General features: G+C 60.2%; 16 protein-coding genes. 4 read left to right on the top strand and 12 right to left on the bottom strand.

What is annotated here, in order from left to right:
* Positions 1-135: 135 nt before the first annotated feature.
* The 7 genes from AB6N07_RS17240 to AB6N07_RS17270 all read right to left on the bottom strand — a co-directional run bounded on the left by AB6N07_RS17240 (position 136) and on the right by AB6N07_RS17270 (position 5,841).
* Entirely contained in the window at positions 136-2,457 is a 2,322-nt protein-coding gene (locus AB6N07_RS17240) for a glycosyltransferase family 4 protein (protein WP_370674298.1), read from the bottom strand.
* Between the two features lie 102 nt (positions 2,458-2,559).
* Positions 2,560-2,823, bottom strand: coding sequence for a hypothetical protein (locus tag AB6N07_RS17245; protein WP_370674299.1), 264 nt, complete (start codon positions 2,821-2,823; stop codon positions 2,560-2,562).
* Positions 2,824-2,833: 10 nt separating this feature from the next.
* Entirely contained in the window at positions 2,834-2,977 is a 144-nt protein-coding gene (locus AB6N07_RS17250; protein WP_370674300.1) for a hypothetical protein, read from the bottom strand.
* Between the two features lie 244 nt (positions 2,978-3,221).
* Positions 3,222-3,773: a general stress protein gene (locus AB6N07_RS17255; RefSeq protein WP_370674301.1), complete on the bottom strand. Its 552-nt coding sequence runs from the start codon at positions 3,771-3,773 to the stop codon at positions 3,222-3,224.
* A gap of 147 nt (positions 3,774-3,920) precedes the next feature.
* Positions 3,921-4,211, bottom strand: a complete 291-nt coding sequence (locus tag AB6N07_RS17260; protein WP_370674302.1) for a chaperone modulator CbpM — start codon at positions 4,209-4,211, stop codon at positions 3,921-3,923.
* Complete coding sequence (locus tag AB6N07_RS17265) at positions 4,208-5,140, bottom strand: DnaJ C-terminal domain-containing protein (protein WP_370678269.1); 933 nt, start codon at positions 5,138-5,140, stop codon at positions 4,208-4,210. Before AB6N07_RS17265 ends, AB6N07_RS17260 begins: the two co-directional genes overlap by 4 nt.
* Positions 5,141-5,193: 53 nt before the next feature.
* Positions 5,194-5,841: a BON domain-containing protein gene (locus tag AB6N07_RS17270; RefSeq protein WP_370674303.1), complete on the bottom strand. Its 648-nt coding sequence runs from the start codon at positions 5,839-5,841 to the stop codon at positions 5,194-5,196.
* A 400-nt stretch (positions 5,842-6,241) separates the two neighbouring features.
* Here AB6N07_RS17270 and AB6N07_RS17275 point away from each other — a divergent pair, with 400 nt between their 5' ends.
* Positions 6,242-6,427, top strand: coding sequence for a hypothetical protein (locus tag AB6N07_RS17275; RefSeq protein ID WP_370674304.1), 186 nt, complete (start codon positions 6,242-6,244; stop codon positions 6,425-6,427).
* Positions 6,428-6,858: 431 nt separating this feature from the next.
* Positions 6,859-7,584 (top strand): PRC-barrel domain-containing protein, encoded by a 726-nt coding sequence (locus tag AB6N07_RS17280; RefSeq protein ID WP_370674305.1) that lies wholly within the window; start codon positions 6,859-6,861, stop codon positions 7,582-7,584.
* Positions 7,585-7,906: 322 nt separating this feature from the next.
* On the opposite strand, the gene AB6N07_RS17285 is transcribed toward AB6N07_RS17280, so the two are convergent.
* Both AB6N07_RS17285 and AB6N07_RS17290 read right to left on the bottom strand, forming a co-directional pair.
* Positions 7,907-8,065, bottom strand: coding sequence for a DUF3309 family protein (locus AB6N07_RS17285; protein ID WP_370674306.1), 159 nt, complete (start codon positions 8,063-8,065; stop codon positions 7,907-7,909).
* Positions 8,066-8,127: 62 nt separating this feature from the next.
* Positions 8,128-8,520 carry a PRC-barrel domain-containing protein gene (locus AB6N07_RS17290; protein ID WP_370674307.1) on the bottom strand — a complete coding sequence of 131 codons (393 nt, stop codon included), beginning with the start codon at positions 8,518-8,520 and terminating at the stop codon, positions 8,128-8,130.
* Positions 8,521-9,291: 771 nt separating this feature from the next.
* Between AB6N07_RS17290 and AB6N07_RS17295 the strand changes: the two genes are divergently transcribed.
* Positions 9,292-9,462 (top strand): hypothetical protein, encoded by a 171-nt coding sequence (locus tag AB6N07_RS17295; RefSeq protein ID WP_370674308.1) that lies wholly within the window; start codon positions 9,292-9,294, stop codon positions 9,460-9,462.
* A gap of 9 nt (positions 9,463-9,471) precedes the next feature.
* On the opposite strand, the gene AB6N07_RS17300 is transcribed toward AB6N07_RS17295, so the two are convergent.
* Genes AB6N07_RS17300 through AB6N07_RS17310 form a run of 3 tightly spaced genes read right to left on the bottom strand, consistent with a single transcriptional unit; the run spans position 9,472 to position 14,390 of the window.
* Positions 9,472-10,599 (bottom strand): ABC transporter permease, encoded by a 1,128-nt coding sequence (locus AB6N07_RS17300; RefSeq protein WP_370674309.1) that lies wholly within the window; start codon positions 10,597-10,599, stop codon positions 9,472-9,474.
* Position 10,600: 1 nt separating this feature from the next.
* Positions 10,601-13,342 carry a ribosome-associated ATPase/putative transporter RbbA gene (gene rbbA / locus AB6N07_RS17305; protein ID WP_370678270.1) on the bottom strand — a complete coding sequence of 914 codons (2,742 nt, stop codon included), beginning with the start codon at positions 13,340-13,342 and terminating at the stop codon, positions 10,601-10,603.
* Between the two features lie 52 nt (positions 13,343-13,394).
* The gene (locus AB6N07_RS17310) at positions 13,395-14,390 is read right to left on the bottom strand and encodes an HlyD family secretion protein (protein WP_370674310.1); all 996 of its coding nucleotides are present in this window, start codon (positions 14,388-14,390) and stop codon (positions 13,395-13,397) included.
* Positions 14,391-14,817: 427 nt separating this feature from the next.
* Between AB6N07_RS17310 and dps the strand changes: the two genes are divergently transcribed.
* Positions 14,818-15,318 (top strand): DNA starvation/stationary phase protection protein Dps, encoded by a 501-nt coding sequence (gene dps, locus AB6N07_RS17315; protein WP_370674311.1) that lies wholly within the window; start codon positions 14,818-14,820, stop codon positions 15,316-15,318.
* The last annotated feature ends 92 nt before the right edge of the window (positions 15,319-15,410 follow it).

A 15,410-nucleotide genomic window follows, 5' to 3' on the forward strand; every position in this document is an offset into this window, starting at 1 on the left:
TTCACGTCCTGGCCCTCTCGATGGGCCAGAACGAACTTCAAACCAGTTTCGGGCGCGAGGGGCAACGTCGAAGCGGAATGGACGGACAAAGCTCAATCGGCGCGCTCGAGGCTGGCATATGGCAGCAAAATATTCTCACTGGATGGCCGTTGTAGTAGTGGGCGGCCGCTCAGACTGCAGAAGTTTCACAACGGGGAGAACTTCCGCCTGGACGTTGCGCACCCGAACCAGCTTGCGGATTTCCGAGAGACCGAGCAGGTAGGAGACAACCGACTCCGCCCCACAGTTCTCATTCGCGCGGTCGTAATGCAGCCCATCGCGGCACCGCCCCGTCTTGGTATCAACGAGCGGGACGGAAAGGTCATTGATACCCATAAACCAGGCAAAGGCGCGTTCGGCCTCGATCTTCCATTTCAGGTTTCTGGTTGCAGTCCATGCGGCGACGCAGGCTGAAATCGTCGCCGCCGCTTCGAGGGGCTGCTGATCAAAGGGCTGAGGTTTCTCGTGCAATGTGCCGAAGGAGTTCGAGCCGACAGGACGAAACACACCCGATGGTGCCGTCTGTATCGCGATCAGCCAATCGAGAGTCCTGAGGCCAGCCCGAACCACGGAGCCCTGCCTGGTAGCCAGACCGGTTGAAATCAGGGCTTGCGGGAGTCGTGCATTGTCATACGAGAGTCCCGCCTCGAACCATATCCAGTTCGGCGCCTCCGCCGCCACGATCGACGCCATCAGACGACGGGAAAGAAGCGTCTGGAGCCGGCTCGCCATGCCATCGTCAGGATGAGAGGCGCGGAACGGCACGAGGCCGAGCAGAGTGGCGGCCAAAGCGCGAGGTGAGTGGAAGTCCTCAACCACCGGCAGGGCTTTAGTGAAGAGAGCCGATGCCCACTGCCGTCGCGACAGATCGGTCGCATGGCGGGCACATTCGCCAAGAGCCCACAGCGTACGCCCATGGCTATCTTCGGACCCTACGTCCTCCAGCCAGCGACGATCAAAGCTCATGAAATTACGAAAGCGGCCAGTATCGGGATTGAAGGCATGCTGGACGAACGCGGCGAAGCTCCCCACCAGATGATCAGGCAAGTCGGATTCGCCAGCATGCTCCAGCGTCGTTGCCAGCAACAAACCACGGGCGTTGTCGTCGACGCAATAGCCGTGGGTCCGGTCCGGAGTGGCATACACAGCGTGCTGGAAGAGGCCGGTGTCGTCGCACATCGACAACAGATGATCCGTACTGAGTTCAGGTGTCCGGTCTGCCGTTCGGGCCATGGCCGCAAGGCTGTCCGTCGCGGCCAGCTTTTGCGGATGCCGAGCAATTACGCTTTCAAACGCCTTGATATAACGCTCGGCCGTGTGTTTCCAAGTCATGGACCGGCTGCGCTGATAGGCGCCGAGTGCCAGCTCCCGCCGCTTTGCGTCATCGCAGAGAAGACCGGCAACGGCCTGTCCGATCGCTGCGCTATCACCAAAAGGTACCAGAATGCCTCCGCCGTCGGCGAGGAGCTCAGCGGCATGCCAATAAGGCGTCGAGACGACCGCCCGACCCAGCCCGAAACTGTAGGCAAGCGTTCCAGAGGTCATCTGCGCTTCCTTGAGATAGGGCGTGACGTAGACGTCGCACATCGAAATGTGACGAAGCAGCGTAGCTTGGTCGACAAACTGGTTGAGGAATACCACGTGATCCTTGATGCCAAGCGCCTCGACCCGTGCCACCAGACTCTCGCGGTAGGCTTCGCCTTCATCTCGGATCAAATTGGGATGGGTGGCACCGAGCACCACATAAACGGCTGACGGACATGCCGACAGGATGGCGGGCATGGCATCGATCATCACCTCGATGCCCTTGTTGGGCGACAGCAGTCCGAAGGTGAGAATGATCTTGTGGTTCTCATAGCCCTCGGCCTGCTTGGTGAGGTCCGAGGTCTCAAAGGGAACGTCCGGTACGCCGTGCGGAATGACTTCGATCTTGTCCGCCGGAATGCCGTAAATGTCCTTGAGCATCTGACGGCCCTTTTCAGCCATCACGACCACTCGTGCCGAAACCCGGACGATGCGCTCGATCACCCGGCGCTGGGCAGCCGTGGGCTCGGCTAGCACGGTGTGCAAGGTGGTCACCACCGGGACAGCCAAGCGAGATAGCAAGGGAAGGATGTTGCTGCCGGCCTCCCCGCCAAAAATGCCGAATTCGTGCTGGAGGGAGACCACGTCGACCTGGTTGCTGTTCAGGAGCTCGGCGGCGGCCAGATAGTCCTCCGGCCGATCCTCGCCGATCTCAATCCGGACGGTGTCAGGATAGGCGTAGATTTGGCCCACATCATTCATCGCCACGATTGATGTTTCAAGTCGAGGACGATGCGCGGCGACTGCCCTTTGAAGTTCCGTTGTGAAGGTGGCGATACCGCACCGCCGAGGAAGGGAGTTGCCGATGAAGGCAATTCGGTTGACCCTGGGCATGGCGATCGTTTCTCCGCGGATGGGGCTTTAGGTGGTGGCTGCTGCGACGGCCGGAAATCGAAAGGACATTGGCTACCGTCGCCATCCGATGAGATTACCTGCTCATCGCAGCGCGGCGTCGGTGGCGATCATGGCATCGAGTTCACCCTGAGTTATCTTGACGACCGACGTTGCCGAGTCCGAAACCGAGAGAGCAGGCAAGTGCAACTGGATGCCGGTGCGCCGTGTTGCCGTGAATGATAGCCCCTCAAGTTTTTCCATGTCGAACACGAGCCGATAGGTTCCTGCTGCCTGGGGCGCGTCGAAATCTCGCAGCACGATCGGGTGGTGGAACGTGACCGTGGACTCGATCCTGCTCTCGGTCATGATGCGTCCCTCAGGATTTCGCTTTGGGCATGCGACCGTTTGGCGTTGCGCTGGCCATCAGGGATGACACGCTGGCGGCGACTGCCGGCGGCTTCTTCTTGTCACCCTTCTGCTTGCGAGCTTCCTTGTTGCCATGCTTTTGCTCTTTGGACATGATCGGCATCCTTCTGCATTGATGGGCGACGGGGATCGAAGTCGAATGTTTAGATTTCTGCCGTGCCTCGCGCATGTGACCTTGATTGCTCGCAACGAGACGAGCGTCACCTTGCGGCCGGCATGGCCGACCAGGTCGAAGCACAGCTGATCAGGCCCCGGGTACACGGACGATTGGCAGCGCAGCGGCAGGATAGAATCCCAACCCGAGGCTATCTTTCGCCGAGGACCCGGTGCCGCGCCGCTCAGGCGTGAACAGCCACTGGCACGTTCTTGGCTGCCGGCGCGAGATGAACGTCAACGCGGGACGCCGACGCGCCGGACAGAATCTCTTTGGCCTTGGCCACCTCATCGGCACTGCCATGCGCCATGACGACGAAGCTGTCGGCGCGAATGGCGGACTCATATTCAAGGACGCTGTCCTTAGGGATGCCAAGACTGTAGAAGCCGGCACCAAGCGCGCTGAGCCCGCCGACCACGACGGCGGTCTCCAGAGCCGACACCAGCGTGGCGGCGAAGTATCCGAGCACAACAACGCTGCCGATGAACGGCACGGTGACAAACATGCCGCTCAAGAACAAACCCCACAGTCCTCCCCAGAATGCGCCGCGAGCTCCCCAGAAGCGGACGCGGTCTCCAGTGCTGTAGAATCCGACGACCTTCTCTTCTGTGTGATACCCTTTTCCGACGATGGACAGGTTCTTCATGTCGAAGCCACCGGCGGTGAGCTTCTTCACAGCCCCTTCGGCGGTCTCATGGCTATCGAAGATGGCGACCACGGAATTGTTGGCGTGCATAATAGTCTCCTTGGGATGACACAGCAGCTGATCGCCCGCTGTAGCCTGAAGGGCGCAATTGGCAGGAGGAAGTCCGCCGCTTCGGCGCGCCATCCGAGAAAGGAGTGTGGCCACGCTTCGCTGTCGTCAGACAGCGTCGGAATGTACTCACTCGTAGGTCTTCGCGCCGCCCCTCTCGACCGCCGCGAGGCGGTGTAAGCGACGACGCATGTCATAGATCTGATCCAGCAGCGACAGGACGAGCGGCAGCACGTCGTCATCGATCGCCATGTCCTCCCGCAATGTGCGGATCAGCCGCACGCGCGCAACATCGATCTCTTGAAAGGTCCATTGATCAGCCGTGCGATCCGCCCGTACCCATTCGTCGGAAATCCACTGATCGAGGTCCTGCCGGCTTAGGCCGGGCTCACGGGCAATGAGAACGTCGATGTCGATCATGATGTAGTCTCCATCGCTCGCCTCGGGTTGTTTGCGTGCTCCGGTGTCCAAGTAGTCAGGAAGGCCTCGAGAGCGGGGTCGGCCGCACCGATCATCACCCGCAGGGTGACTTGCAGGTCGCCGGCGGCCTCCTTGCCATGCGCAGGCACTCCACGTCCGCGCAGACGCAGTTTTGTTCCAGTGTCCGAGTGCGGCGGGATGCGCATGCGGACTAGGCCGCCAGGCGTCGGCACTTCGATCGCGCCACCCAGAACGGCCTCCCCCAGCGTCATCGGTACGTCAATCCGGATGTCGCGGCCGTCACGGTGGAACCAACGATGTAATGCGACGTGAATCTCGATCAAGGCGTTGCCATTGACCCCGCCATGGCTACTGACGGTGCCCTGTCCCTTTAGCCGCAACACCTGACCATCCTCGGTGCCGGCCGGGATGGTGACATCCAGCGATCGACCGTCCGGCAATGTCAGGCGACGCGTCGCGCCGTTCACGGCTTCGAGGAAGTTGACGTCGAGCGAATAGAGTTCGTCCTGTCCGGAAGCTTGGCTACTGCCGGTCTTACGGTGAACACTGTCGAATATCGAGCCGAAGAGGTCGGAAAATTCGTTCGCGGCGCCATAGCGATGGCCGGCATCACCCTCAGCGAAGTCGCGATAGGTCGGCTGCGGCGGGCGCTCCTGTCCGGCGGCATCGATCTCGCCGCGATCGAAGCGGGCGCGCCGTTCGGGATCGGACAACAGTTCGTTGGCCAGCGAAACCTTCTTGAACAAAGCCTCGGCCTTGGGTTTGCCGGGGTTGAGGTCGGGATGGTATCGCTTTGCCAGCTTGCGGTAAGCATGACGTATTTCGCCCTGGCTGGCGGCCTGTGTGAGGCCGAGAGTGGCATAGGGATCGTCCAAATACGCGTCTCCTTTACCGAGATCCGGATCGATCGCGGCCAACGCCCGATACCGCCCCCGTCGATAGCGCCGGGGGCGGCTTTGGGTCAGGCGACCATGATATCGTTGACGACGTCGCTAGCGCCCGGCGCCGACCAGGCAGCGTCGGCCGCGACGTTGCGTTCGTGCCAAGAATGCACCGTGCCGGTGAGATGGACCTTGCCGCCGACGGCGGAGACACCCACTGTCTTGGGGTCGAAGAACCACGACCGATCAAGAGCGTGCTGGATGTTGTCGCTGATGTCGGCGACGTCCACCTTCGGGGTGATGGCGATGTGGTTGGTGAGTCCGATGACGCCCGATAGGCCCCGCACGTCCCGCTCGGCCGCTTCACGCTGATAGTTCCAGGCGACGTTGCCGCTCAGCGTGATCCAACCCTTCTCGACTTTGACCATAATAGCGTCCTTAGGAATGGACGCATCCCAGGCGAGATGATTGACTGCCACCTTGGCGATCTCGTCGTCTTCGCGCTTAAGGCTGTTGAGCAGCCGCACTTCGAGTTCTTCGACGACGGCCCGGACACCCTTGACGCGGCGGGTCGCCTTTTCGGCGGCGAATTTCTCGACGTAGGTGCCGACGTGACCAGCAAGCGTTACGACGCCATCATTGGCTGATACGCCAATATGGGCGGCGGTGATGCTAGGTTCCCAGTTCAACTCGTCGAGAACGGCCTTCTGCAGTTGCACGTCGGACATGATGCTCTCCGATTCCTGTGCCGTTTCGGCGCTGGCTTCAAGGTCAGCGCTCAGTGACGGCGAATACGGCAACTACGGGATCTGTGAGGTCTGGGGATCCCGTTGTTCCGCGTCCTAAACGTTAGGTCACCTCGGCGGGAGCAGGCAGGATCGGAAACCACTCAATCATCTACCTCTTGTAGCTTTTCCGGCTAAACTAGCGGAATCCCAACCAGTCGCCTGGCGCTAGGTATATTCCGACCCTGATGGTGCGTGTAATAGCCATTTATAATTTTTGGATGGGCGATTTCTGCTCGTGATCATGCGTGGAAATTTGGTGTGGTGGCGCAAAATACGACCGGATGCCAGAATAACTCCATGCTTTCTACCAATGAACTATCATCAAGAGGAATATTCAACGTTGCCACGCACTTTCGTCTACGTCGCTCTGGCGGTATTCGCAGCTGTTGTCGCAGCCTTCGGGTACCGACTCTATCAAGACGAGCAGCATAAGCAGGAACGTGCCGAAATCCGCTTCGGCGATCATCGCATTTCGCTTGAAAGTGCTGACGGGGAAGCGTCGACGGCAGACCGCCTTGGGGGCTGATATCCCTGACCGGACCGCGCCAGAGTTGGAACCAAGCTGCGCCCAAGGTCGACCTCGGCAGTGGTGAGCCCCCCGGCGTGACTGGCCAGTCCTTGCCGTAAAGACCGCCGCTGGGCACCTGTGGCCGTGGGCATCGCGCGTAGTTATGGGTAAATTCCGACTCTTTTGATCGTCGCCCGCTGGCGCCATGAATATGGACGAAGAAACCGCGGTCGGTGGCACTGCCATTGCGGTGGTGCCAGGAGGCGAGTGCCACTTCCCGGCCTGACACGGGAAATGCCTCCTCACCAGCTTTCGATTACGTTCAGTGGCTCTCCGTGGCCAGCTCAAGCCGATCTGGCATGACGATCCGGGCGCCTCCACCGACACCCTTCGGTCGTTGCTTTGGTGGCGGCCCTGAACTGCCGTTCTTCCTCTAGGAAAGCCTCTCGATGCTCAACGCCATCTCAATGCTGCGTGGATATGCCATCGAAGCCACCGACGGTCCGCTTGGAACGGTCAAGGACTTCCTGTTCGATGATCGGAGCTGGAAGTTGCGCTGGCTCGTCGTCGAGACCGGCTCCTGGCTGACAGAGCGCAAGGTTCTGTTGCATCCATCGGCCGTGACGCGAATAGATCAAAAATTACGCTTGCTCTCTGTGAACCTGACGAGGTCACAGATCGAGAAAAGCCCCGGCATCGATTGGGATTTGCCAGTATCACAACAGATGGAACGCCGTCTTTACACCTACTACAATTGGGATCCGACGTGGGGTGGCGGATCCTACTTCGATACGGGAGTCATTGTGCCGCCGACGGCACTGCCGCCTGATGAGCCCATCGGCGATCAGCATTTGCGAAGCACCTTGGCGGTCACGGGCTACGGCATCCACGCCAAGGACGGCAACATCGGCCATGTCGAAAACTTTCTCTTCGACGATGTCGACTGGAGTCTGCGCTACCTCATTGTCGACACCAGAGGCTGGTGGCCCGGCAAGCGCGTGCTGCTGTCCCCTTACGCGATCACCGACATCGATTGGTTCGGCAACCAGATCAAGGTCGACGTGACGCGCGAAATGATCCGGAGCAGCCCTGATTGGAATCCGACCGCGTTCACCGATCGGTCTTTCGAGACGAGGCTTCACTACCACTATGGCTGGCGTGGTTACGGATGGTGATGGCTCCCCTTGGTGGATATGGCGGCGGCTCTATCCATCCGATCGGCTAACGATCGAACTGTCCGACTTGCCACCACGGACGCAGTCTTGGCGGCTCTGGCATCGTGGCTGATCGCCGGGAGTCCATGGCTGGTGGACCTGCCTGTTGAGCGTCACCCTGGCCGGGGCTTGGGAAAGCTTAATTGGGAATATCTTTACGTGCTGAAACTTGCACCACTCTTGGCCGGCATCGTCCACATTTCGAAACAGCAATCGCAGTCGATCCGGCCTTAGCGGTAACGCCTCTGGAATCCGATCGTCTCGGATTCCAGATGAACAAGCGTCAGATGCGGCCCAGCAATACCAACACGATGACGATGATCAGGATCACGCCCAATCCACCGCTGGGGTAATAACCCCACGTGGCGCTGTGTGGCCAGCGCGGTAAGGCTCCGATCACGAAGAGGACCAAGACGATCAGCAGGATTGTTCCGAGATTCATGGAGTGCCTCCTAATGAGCAAAAGCGGATAGCAGCGGAATCGCCAGCCCCACCGGCGATTACTTATTTGGCGTAAGTGAACTCAGGGAGAGCCTTCAGCGAATCCTTCGAGGCGCCGGTCAGCGTCATCTGGCCGTTCTGCACCACGAGGAGATTGGCAGGCACAACGACGTATCTCGTGCCCACTCCGAGGAAGCCACCGACCGAAAGCACCGCATAGGGAACCGTATCGTCCTTGGTGACGATCAGATCGTCAACGGTGCCGATCTTTTCCTTGGCTTCGTTGACGACGATGGCGCCAACCACTTTGGAGGTGCGATAGCCCGTGGCGAGCGATGCAGGATCGATCTTGGTCATCGACAGAGTCTGCGGAGCGCCCTGCGCCAGCGCCGGAAGCGGCAGCGCCAGGGCTGCCAAGGCGGTGAGATACGCGGCGGTCAGCAATAAACGTGACATGTGATGCTCCTTCAGGTGGGATTTTGCCTAGACGCGCGTCAATGAGATCCTCGGCGGGGAGTACGAGCCGTCCGTCAGGTTTTGGCGTTGTTCGCCGGAGCAATTTTGACCTTCGCCAAACCACGGACGGCATTTGGGATATCGCCTTTGGATTTCTCAGCGACGCCGTTGACACACAGCCTGGGGTTGCCTGCGCTCCTGCGGTTGGCTCCCTGAGGACGCCACCGTTATGTTGGGTTGAGCCGGCGATGCGGTCTTTATTCATGGCTTCCCTCTCTGGAGTGAGGTCGGCAAACGGGCATTGCATGCCGTAAGTGAAATAGAAATTTGCCTAGTTGATTGTTCTCACACTATGAGCCGAAGACACGTGTCACGGAACCGTCGGAAATTACTCAATAAATAGATTGGATTCGGCAACTTGTGCCAAAATCTGCCAATTGAAATGTCTTGGAGAAATTGGCCGGCAGGAGCGATATTCAGAATTAGGGGTATTTTCCGAACCTAACGGTCTGGTGACAGAAACGGATATTGTTTAACGGGTGTCACGCTCACCTAGTCATAAATTGCGATTTCTAGAGTATTGGCAGGCCCATATTGAAATGCCTGGTTGATAGGCCAAATGCTCCAGATCCTTATTCTGCGAGATCGGATCAGGCGTGTCGGCCGGTTATCGGCGTCGGCGGGAAGAATGATCGTCTCGTAGCCCCCAAGTCACAGACGATGAACCGCTGCGCAATGGGATATGCCCCTCGACAAGAAGAGGAAAATAATATGAGCGTCCATAGCCTGACGACCGGCATTGCGGCAGTTCCAATAGCTAAAGCCGGAGCCGGTGGCGAGAATGTCGATGCGCTGGTCGCTGACGTTATTCGCCCTCTCTTTATCAGACGCTATCGTTACCTGAAGAGAGGCCCGCTTCGCAGCATCTTCCGATATTTCTGATAGCGTCGCTCATTCGGTCTGCGACAGCATCAAGCGGAAGCGGTGCGTAGCATAGGCGAGGAAAAGCGCGCCAAGGCCGCTCATGATCAGCAGCGGCTTCCAAACGAGGTCGATCGTGGCGCCACGGTAAAGCAGTCCTTGTGAGAACTGTACATAATAGACCGACGGCGAGGCGTGCATCGCCCACTGCAGCACCGTCGGCATGCTCTCAAGCGGGGTCATGTTGCCTGAGAGCAGCAGCATGGTGGTGAACACCGGGATGGCCATCAGCGCGAATTGCGGCATCGATCGGGCGAGTGTCGCCACGAGGATGCCGAGAGACGTCGTCGAAAACAGAAAGATGGTAGTGCCGAATAAGAACAAGGCGCGCGACCCGGCCACTGGCACGTCGAGATACCAGCGCACGACCAGTTCCATCGACAGCACGGCGGCGACAAGCAGCACAACGCCATTGGCCAACACCTTGGCGAGCGCGATTTCGATGGCCCGAACAGGCATCACCAGCAGATGCTCGATGGTGCCGTGCTCGCGCTCACGGATAACAGCGGCACCGACCAGCAAGATCGACAAGATGGTGATCGAATTGATCAGCTGCATGATCGAGGAAAACCAGCGCCCTTCGATGTTGGGGTTGAAATAGACCCGTGGCGCGGTGACGATCGGCAATTGAGCCTCGATGCCCTTGCTGTGGAGGAAGTTTGTTGCCTCGGTCAGCAGGATCGACTGGATGTAGGCATAGCCATTGCCAGCTTGGACCATGGCGGTGGCGTCGATGGTGAGACCGATGGCTGGTTGCCGACCGCGCAACACGTCCGCCTCGAAGGACGGCGGAAACTCCAGCACGAATCCATAGTGGCCTGCCTCCATGGCACCATCGGCCTCGTTATGAGTAATGAGTTCAGGCGTCTTGAAATAAGGGGCAACGAAGGCGTCGGTCATGCGAGCGGTCAGCTGCGAGCGGTCCTCGTCGACAATGGCGATGGTGGCGTTGACGACTTCGAGTTTGACGGCATTCGCCACCATCACCACGGCCGCCGAAAAGGCGTAGATGATGAGAAACAGCATGACCGGATCACGCCGCAGGCTCCACAGCTCCTTGATGGCCAGATAGAAGACGTTGATTAGGAAGCGGCGCATGTCAGGCCTCCTGCTTGTCGAGAAGAAGACACGCGGCGCCGATGAACACCACCGCGAAGCCGGCGAGCGCCAGATCCGAACCGAGGAGATCGAGTGCGCTCACACCCTTGGCAAAGCTGCCGATGGCAATGGTCTGGAACCAGGAAGCGGGGAACAACAGGCCGACCCAGCGGGCGATACCTTCTATCGACGACATCGGGTTGATGAAGCCGGAGAAGTTGACGGCCGGCACGACGCATAGAATCGCCGCCGCCATGATGGCGGCAACCTGAGTTTTGACCAGTGTGGAAATCAGAAGGCCGAAGCCTGTGGCGGCCAGCACGTAGAGCAGAGCTCCGGCACTCAGCGCGAGGAACGATCCGGTGAAAGGCACGCCGAAGAACAGGCGAGCGAAGGCGAACAGCGTCAGGTAGCTGACCATTCCAACCGCCACATAGGGCAGTTGCTTGCCGATCATGAAATCGACCACCGAGGCTGGAGAGGCGGAGAAGTTGGTGATCGAGCCGATCTCGCGTTCCCGCGCCACGCCGACGGCGGTCAGCGCCGAGGGAATCAGAATAAGCAGCAGCATGATGACGCCCGGAGTGATGGCGTCGACCGAGACGAAGGCCTGATTGTAAGCGTAGCGTGGCCTGAGATCGAAGGGCAGCGCCATCGATGCGCCCGGGCCGTATCGGTCGTGGGTCAGCTGCGACACATAGGTCAAGACAACGCCCTGTACGTAAGCCTTGACCGTCTCAGCGCGGAAAGTATTGGCACCGTCGATCAGGATTGCCACTTCCGGGCGGATGCCCTTCAGAAGATCGGCGCCATAGCCGGGTGGGATGGAGACGACGAGGCGCAATTCGCCCGATTGCAGACGCTGGTCGACCTCCCGTTCATCCCTGATCGGCGTCTGAGCTTTGAAATAGCTGGAGCCCGAAAAGGCATCGATCAACTGCCCGCTCTCGATCGACCGGTCTCGATCGAACACGGCGTAGGGTAGGTTTTGCACGTCGAAGGAAATGCCGTAGCCAAACAGCACCAAGAGCAGCAGCGATCCGAACACGGCAAACGACATGCGGATGGGATCGCGGAGGATCTCCAGTCCCTCGCGATGGGCAAAGGCCCAAATCATCGACGCGGATGCGAACTGGTTCCGCCGTTGACGGTGCGGAGACGAAGCAGGAGCGGACGGCGGCTTGGCGATGTCCAGCTGCGATGAAGTGGCCGCTGCCTGTTTGCCTTGGCTTGCCGCCTCGGCGCCTTCAAGCTTGTTGATGAACACGGCTTCGAGGTTTTCCGCGCCGGCTTGCCGGACGAGTTCGGCCGGCGTGCCGACCGCCAGCACACGGCCCTGGTGCATCAAGGAGATGCGGTCGCAGCGTTCGGCCTCGTTCATGAAATGGGTGGAGACAAAGATCGTGACGCCGTCGTTACGCGACAGGCTGGCGAGGTGGCTCCAGAAATCGTCGCGCGCTTGAGGGTCGACGCCGGAAGTCGGCTCGTCGAGGATCAGCACCTCCGGGCGATGCAGACAGGCGGCGGCCAGCTGCAGACGCTGGCGAATGCCAAGCGGCAGCGACGCCGGCAGGCTGTCGGCGTGAGCGACCAGATCGAAGCGTTTCAGCGACTCGTCAACGCGGGTTGTGACGTCGGCCGCGCTGAGGCGGTAGAGGCGAGCATGCAGCGTCAGGTTGGCCCTGACCGTTAGCTCGTCGTAGAGTGAAAAGCTTTGCGACACATAGCCGACACGCAGGCGGATGCTGATGTCGGCGGCATCGACCGGACTGCCGAGCAGCTCGGCGGTGCCTTCGGTGGCCGGCAACAGGCCGGTCAGCATCTTCATGGTGGTGGTCTTGCCGCAGCCGTTGGAGCCGAGAAAGCCGAAAATCTCGCCTTTTTCGATCTGGAAGGATACGTGGTCGACGGCGGTGAAATCGCCGAAACGACGCGTCAGCCCCGTGGCCGAAATCGCCCAGTTGCCAGGTTCCGGCTTGCGCTCCGGCATGACGAAGGCGGGCGCCAGCGTTTCGCCGTCACGACAGCCAAGCCGACGGTAGGCATCTTCCAGCGTTGCCTCGCCGGTCTTGGCCAGGATGTCGGCGAGCGTGCCGTCGGCGATCACGCGGCCATCGTTAAGTGCGATCACCCGGTCAAAACGAGCCGCTTCGTCCATATAGGCGGTGGCGATGATCACCGTCATGCCGGCGCGCTGGTTACGGATGGAATCGATCAAGTCCCAGAATTGACGCCGCGACAGCGGATCGACGCCGGTTGTCGGTTCGTCAAGCACTAGGAGATCGGGATCGTGAACCAGCGCGCAGCATAGCGACAGCTTCTGCTTCATCCCGCCCGACAGCTGGCCGGCCCGGCGTTGGCGGAACGGATCGAGGCCGGTCGCAGTGAGCAAGCGGTCTATACGGACGGCACGCTCTGTGGCTGCCAGTCCGAACAGGCGAGCGTGGAAGTCGATATTCTCGGCCACCGTCAGCGTCGGATAGAGATTGCGGCCGAGCCCCTGCGGCATGTAGGCAAGGCGCGGGGCGACATCGTCACGCTGACGTCGCTCGCGCATCGATCCGCCCAAAACGCTAATCTCTCCCGTCTGCAGGCGCCGCACACCGGTGATGAGACCGAGCAGCGTCGATTTGCCGACGCCGTCCGGACCGATGATCGCCGTCGACGAGCCGGAGGCAAAGCTCAGCGAAAGTTCAGTGAGTGCGGCGGCTTTGCCATACCGATGGTTGACGCTGGATGCGATGACAGGAGCACCCGCCTCCCCCCCGCTTCCGGTCGATTGTCGGCGGGCGTTGTCATTTGGCGGCGGCTCGCGGCAGATGAATAGCCAGATTTTCCGGCCAGGTCGCCGCCTGATCGGTCAGTAGGTAGACATTGCCAGTCAAGCCGGACTTGACATAGTCGCGATAGGTTTCAAGGAGAGACGGGTCGATCTTGACCTTGATCCGGTACATCAGCTTGTCCCGCTCATCGGCGGTCTCAACGCTTTTCGGCGTAAACTGCGCCTCGGCCGATACGAAAGAGACCGTGGCCGGGATCACCCACTCCGACGCTGCATCGAGCACCAGGCGGGCCGGAGCGTTGAGGTTGACGCGGCCGACCAGCCGGGTCGGCAGGAAGACGGTCATGGTGACGTCGGTGAGATCGAGCATGGTGGCGACCTTGCCACCGCTGGCGATCACTTCACCTCGATTGACCAGCTTGTATTCGATGCGGCCGGCGGTCGGCGCACGCAGAGTCATATCGTCGATGTTGACCTGAATCATATCGACCTGGGCCGAAGCGGCATCACGGGCGGCCATGGCATCATCGACGGCGGCATTGGCGGCGGCGACGGTGGCAACCGCCACATCGCGTTGTGCTTTGCGTTGGTCGACTAGGGACTGCGGACTGACTGCTTTTTCCAAAAGTTCCGACGAGCGCCGCAACTCGGCATCGGCGAGGCCGAGATTGGCCGCGGCCGACGCCACATCCGTCTTTGCCTTGGCAATGCCGGCGGTGGCGCGGGCAACGGCGGCACGCGCCGCGGCACGCTGGGCCAGGAGATCGGTCGTGTCGAGGATTGCGACGACATCGTCGGCGGCAACAAGATCCCCCTCTTTCACCCCGATCTCGGCGACCCGCCCGGCCAGCTTGGTCGAAATATCGATGCGTTCGACCTCGATACGACCGTTGGCCACTGTGACGCCGGCCGGCAATCTCTGACTGCCATAGATTGACCAAGCATACCAGCCAGCGGCGGCGGCGATGACCAGTGTCGTTATCGCGATGAACGGAACGAGCTTGCGCATGGTGACCTCTCTCCGGCGCAGGCCGGATCGGATGAGCCGCTTTGTTAGCCGCCGAAGGCCATCCGAGGTGGAAACGTCGCCAGCCAGGTCGGCGACGGCAATGCACCCCGGCGCCCAACCGTCTCACCAGCGGGTGGGAGAAGTCGATCGGTCGGCCTCTATATAGGTGTGGAGCTGGCTAAATACACCGGTCAATTGTGCGATGGCGCGCCATCTCGGTTGTCACGGCACCATCGATCGCGGACATGGCGCCCCAGAAGACCCTCAAAAAAACGATCCTACGAAATGGATTTCCAAGTCTTTTTTCGCCAGCGAACGTCAACTGAGTAATTTCCGATCCTGCCGTTCCAGACGTCGCGGCTTATAATTCAGGATCAATACTTTCCCCGCCGGCGATCATCGTTATCGACCATTCGGAGTATGTCAATTGCACACCACGAGAAACACTTTGTCCGAAAACGTACGGACATTATCCGTCGAACTTCTCAATAAGCATCTGTCGGCCTCCATCGATCTGGCGGCTCAAGTCAAGCAGGCACACTGGAACGTGCGGGGAACGAACTTCATTGCGCTTCACGAGTTGTTCGACACGGTTGCCACTGCCGTCGGCACCTACTCCGACCAGATCGCCGAGCGTACCGGCGGGCTGGGTGGAACCGCTGAAGGCACCGTGCAGACCGCAACCGCGCGCTCCTTTTTAGTCCCCTATGACCTCGGAATCGCCGATGGCGCGCAGCATGTCTTCGCGGTTGCCGGCTCGCTGGCGGCTTTCGGCGAGTCATCGCGCGCCGCCATCGGCATCGCCACGACGCAGGGCGACCTCGAAACTGCCGATCTGTTCACAGAGGTCGCCCGTGGCATCGCTCGGCAACTGTGGCTGGTTGAATCACATGCGGAGCCGAAGACGAGCGTAGGCCTCAACCACTGAATTGGACCGTTCGGCCAGCGAACAGCTTTCACAGAAGGACATCCGTCATGATGATCCGGCTTGGTTTATTGGTGAGTACGCTGGCCTTCGGC

Origin of the sequence: Pleomorphomonas sp. PLEO (genome assembly GCF_041320595.1) — a bacterium.
GTDB lineage: Bacteria > Pseudomonadota > Alphaproteobacteria > Rhizobiales > Pleomorphomonadaceae > Pleomorphomonas.

Coding starts and splice junctions, on each gene's coding strand:
- AB6N07_RS17255 (WP_370674301.1), bottom strand. CDS start 3,773: ATGCACGCCAACAATTCCGTGGTCGCCATCTTCGATAGCCATGAGACC.
- AB6N07_RS17280 (WP_370674305.1), top strand. CDS start 6,859: ATGCTCAACGCCATCTCAATGCTGCGTGGATATGCCATCGAAGCCACC.
- AB6N07_RS17245 (WP_370674299.1), bottom strand. CDS start 2,823: ATGACCGAGAGCAGGATCGAGTCCACGGTCACGTTCCACCACCCGATC.
- AB6N07_RS17290 (WP_370674307.1), bottom strand. CDS start 8,520: ATGTCACGTTTATTGCTGACCGCCGCGTATCTCACCGCCTTGGCAGCC.
- AB6N07_RS17260 (WP_370674302.1), bottom strand. CDS start 4,211: ATGATCGACATCGACGTTCTCATTGCCCGTGAGCCCGGCCTAAGCCGG.
- AB6N07_RS17310 (WP_370674310.1), bottom strand. CDS start 14,390: ATGCGCAAGCTCGTTCCGTTCATCGCGATAACGACACTGGTCATCGCC.
- AB6N07_RS17300 (WP_370674309.1), bottom strand. CDS start 10,599: ATGCGCCGCTTCCTAATCAACGTCTTCTATCTGGCCATCAAGGAGCTG.
- AB6N07_RS17270 (WP_370674303.1), bottom strand. CDS start 5,841: ATGTCCGACGTGCAACTGCAGAAGGCCGTTCTCGACGAGTTGAACTGG.
- AB6N07_RS17250 (WP_370674300.1), bottom strand. CDS start 2,977: ATGTCCAAAGAGCAAAAGCATGGCAACAAGGAAGCTCGCAAGCAGAAG.
- AB6N07_RS17295 (WP_370674308.1), top strand. CDS start 9,292: ATGAGCGTCCATAGCCTGACGACCGGCATTGCGGCAGTTCCAATAGCT.
- AB6N07_RS17285 (WP_370674306.1), bottom strand. CDS start 8,065: ATGAATCTCGGAACAATCCTGCTGATCGTCTTGGTCCTCTTCGTGATC.
- AB6N07_RS17240 (WP_370674298.1), bottom strand. CDS start 2,457: ATGCCCAGGGTCAACCGAATTGCCTTCATCGGCAACTCCCTTCCTCGG.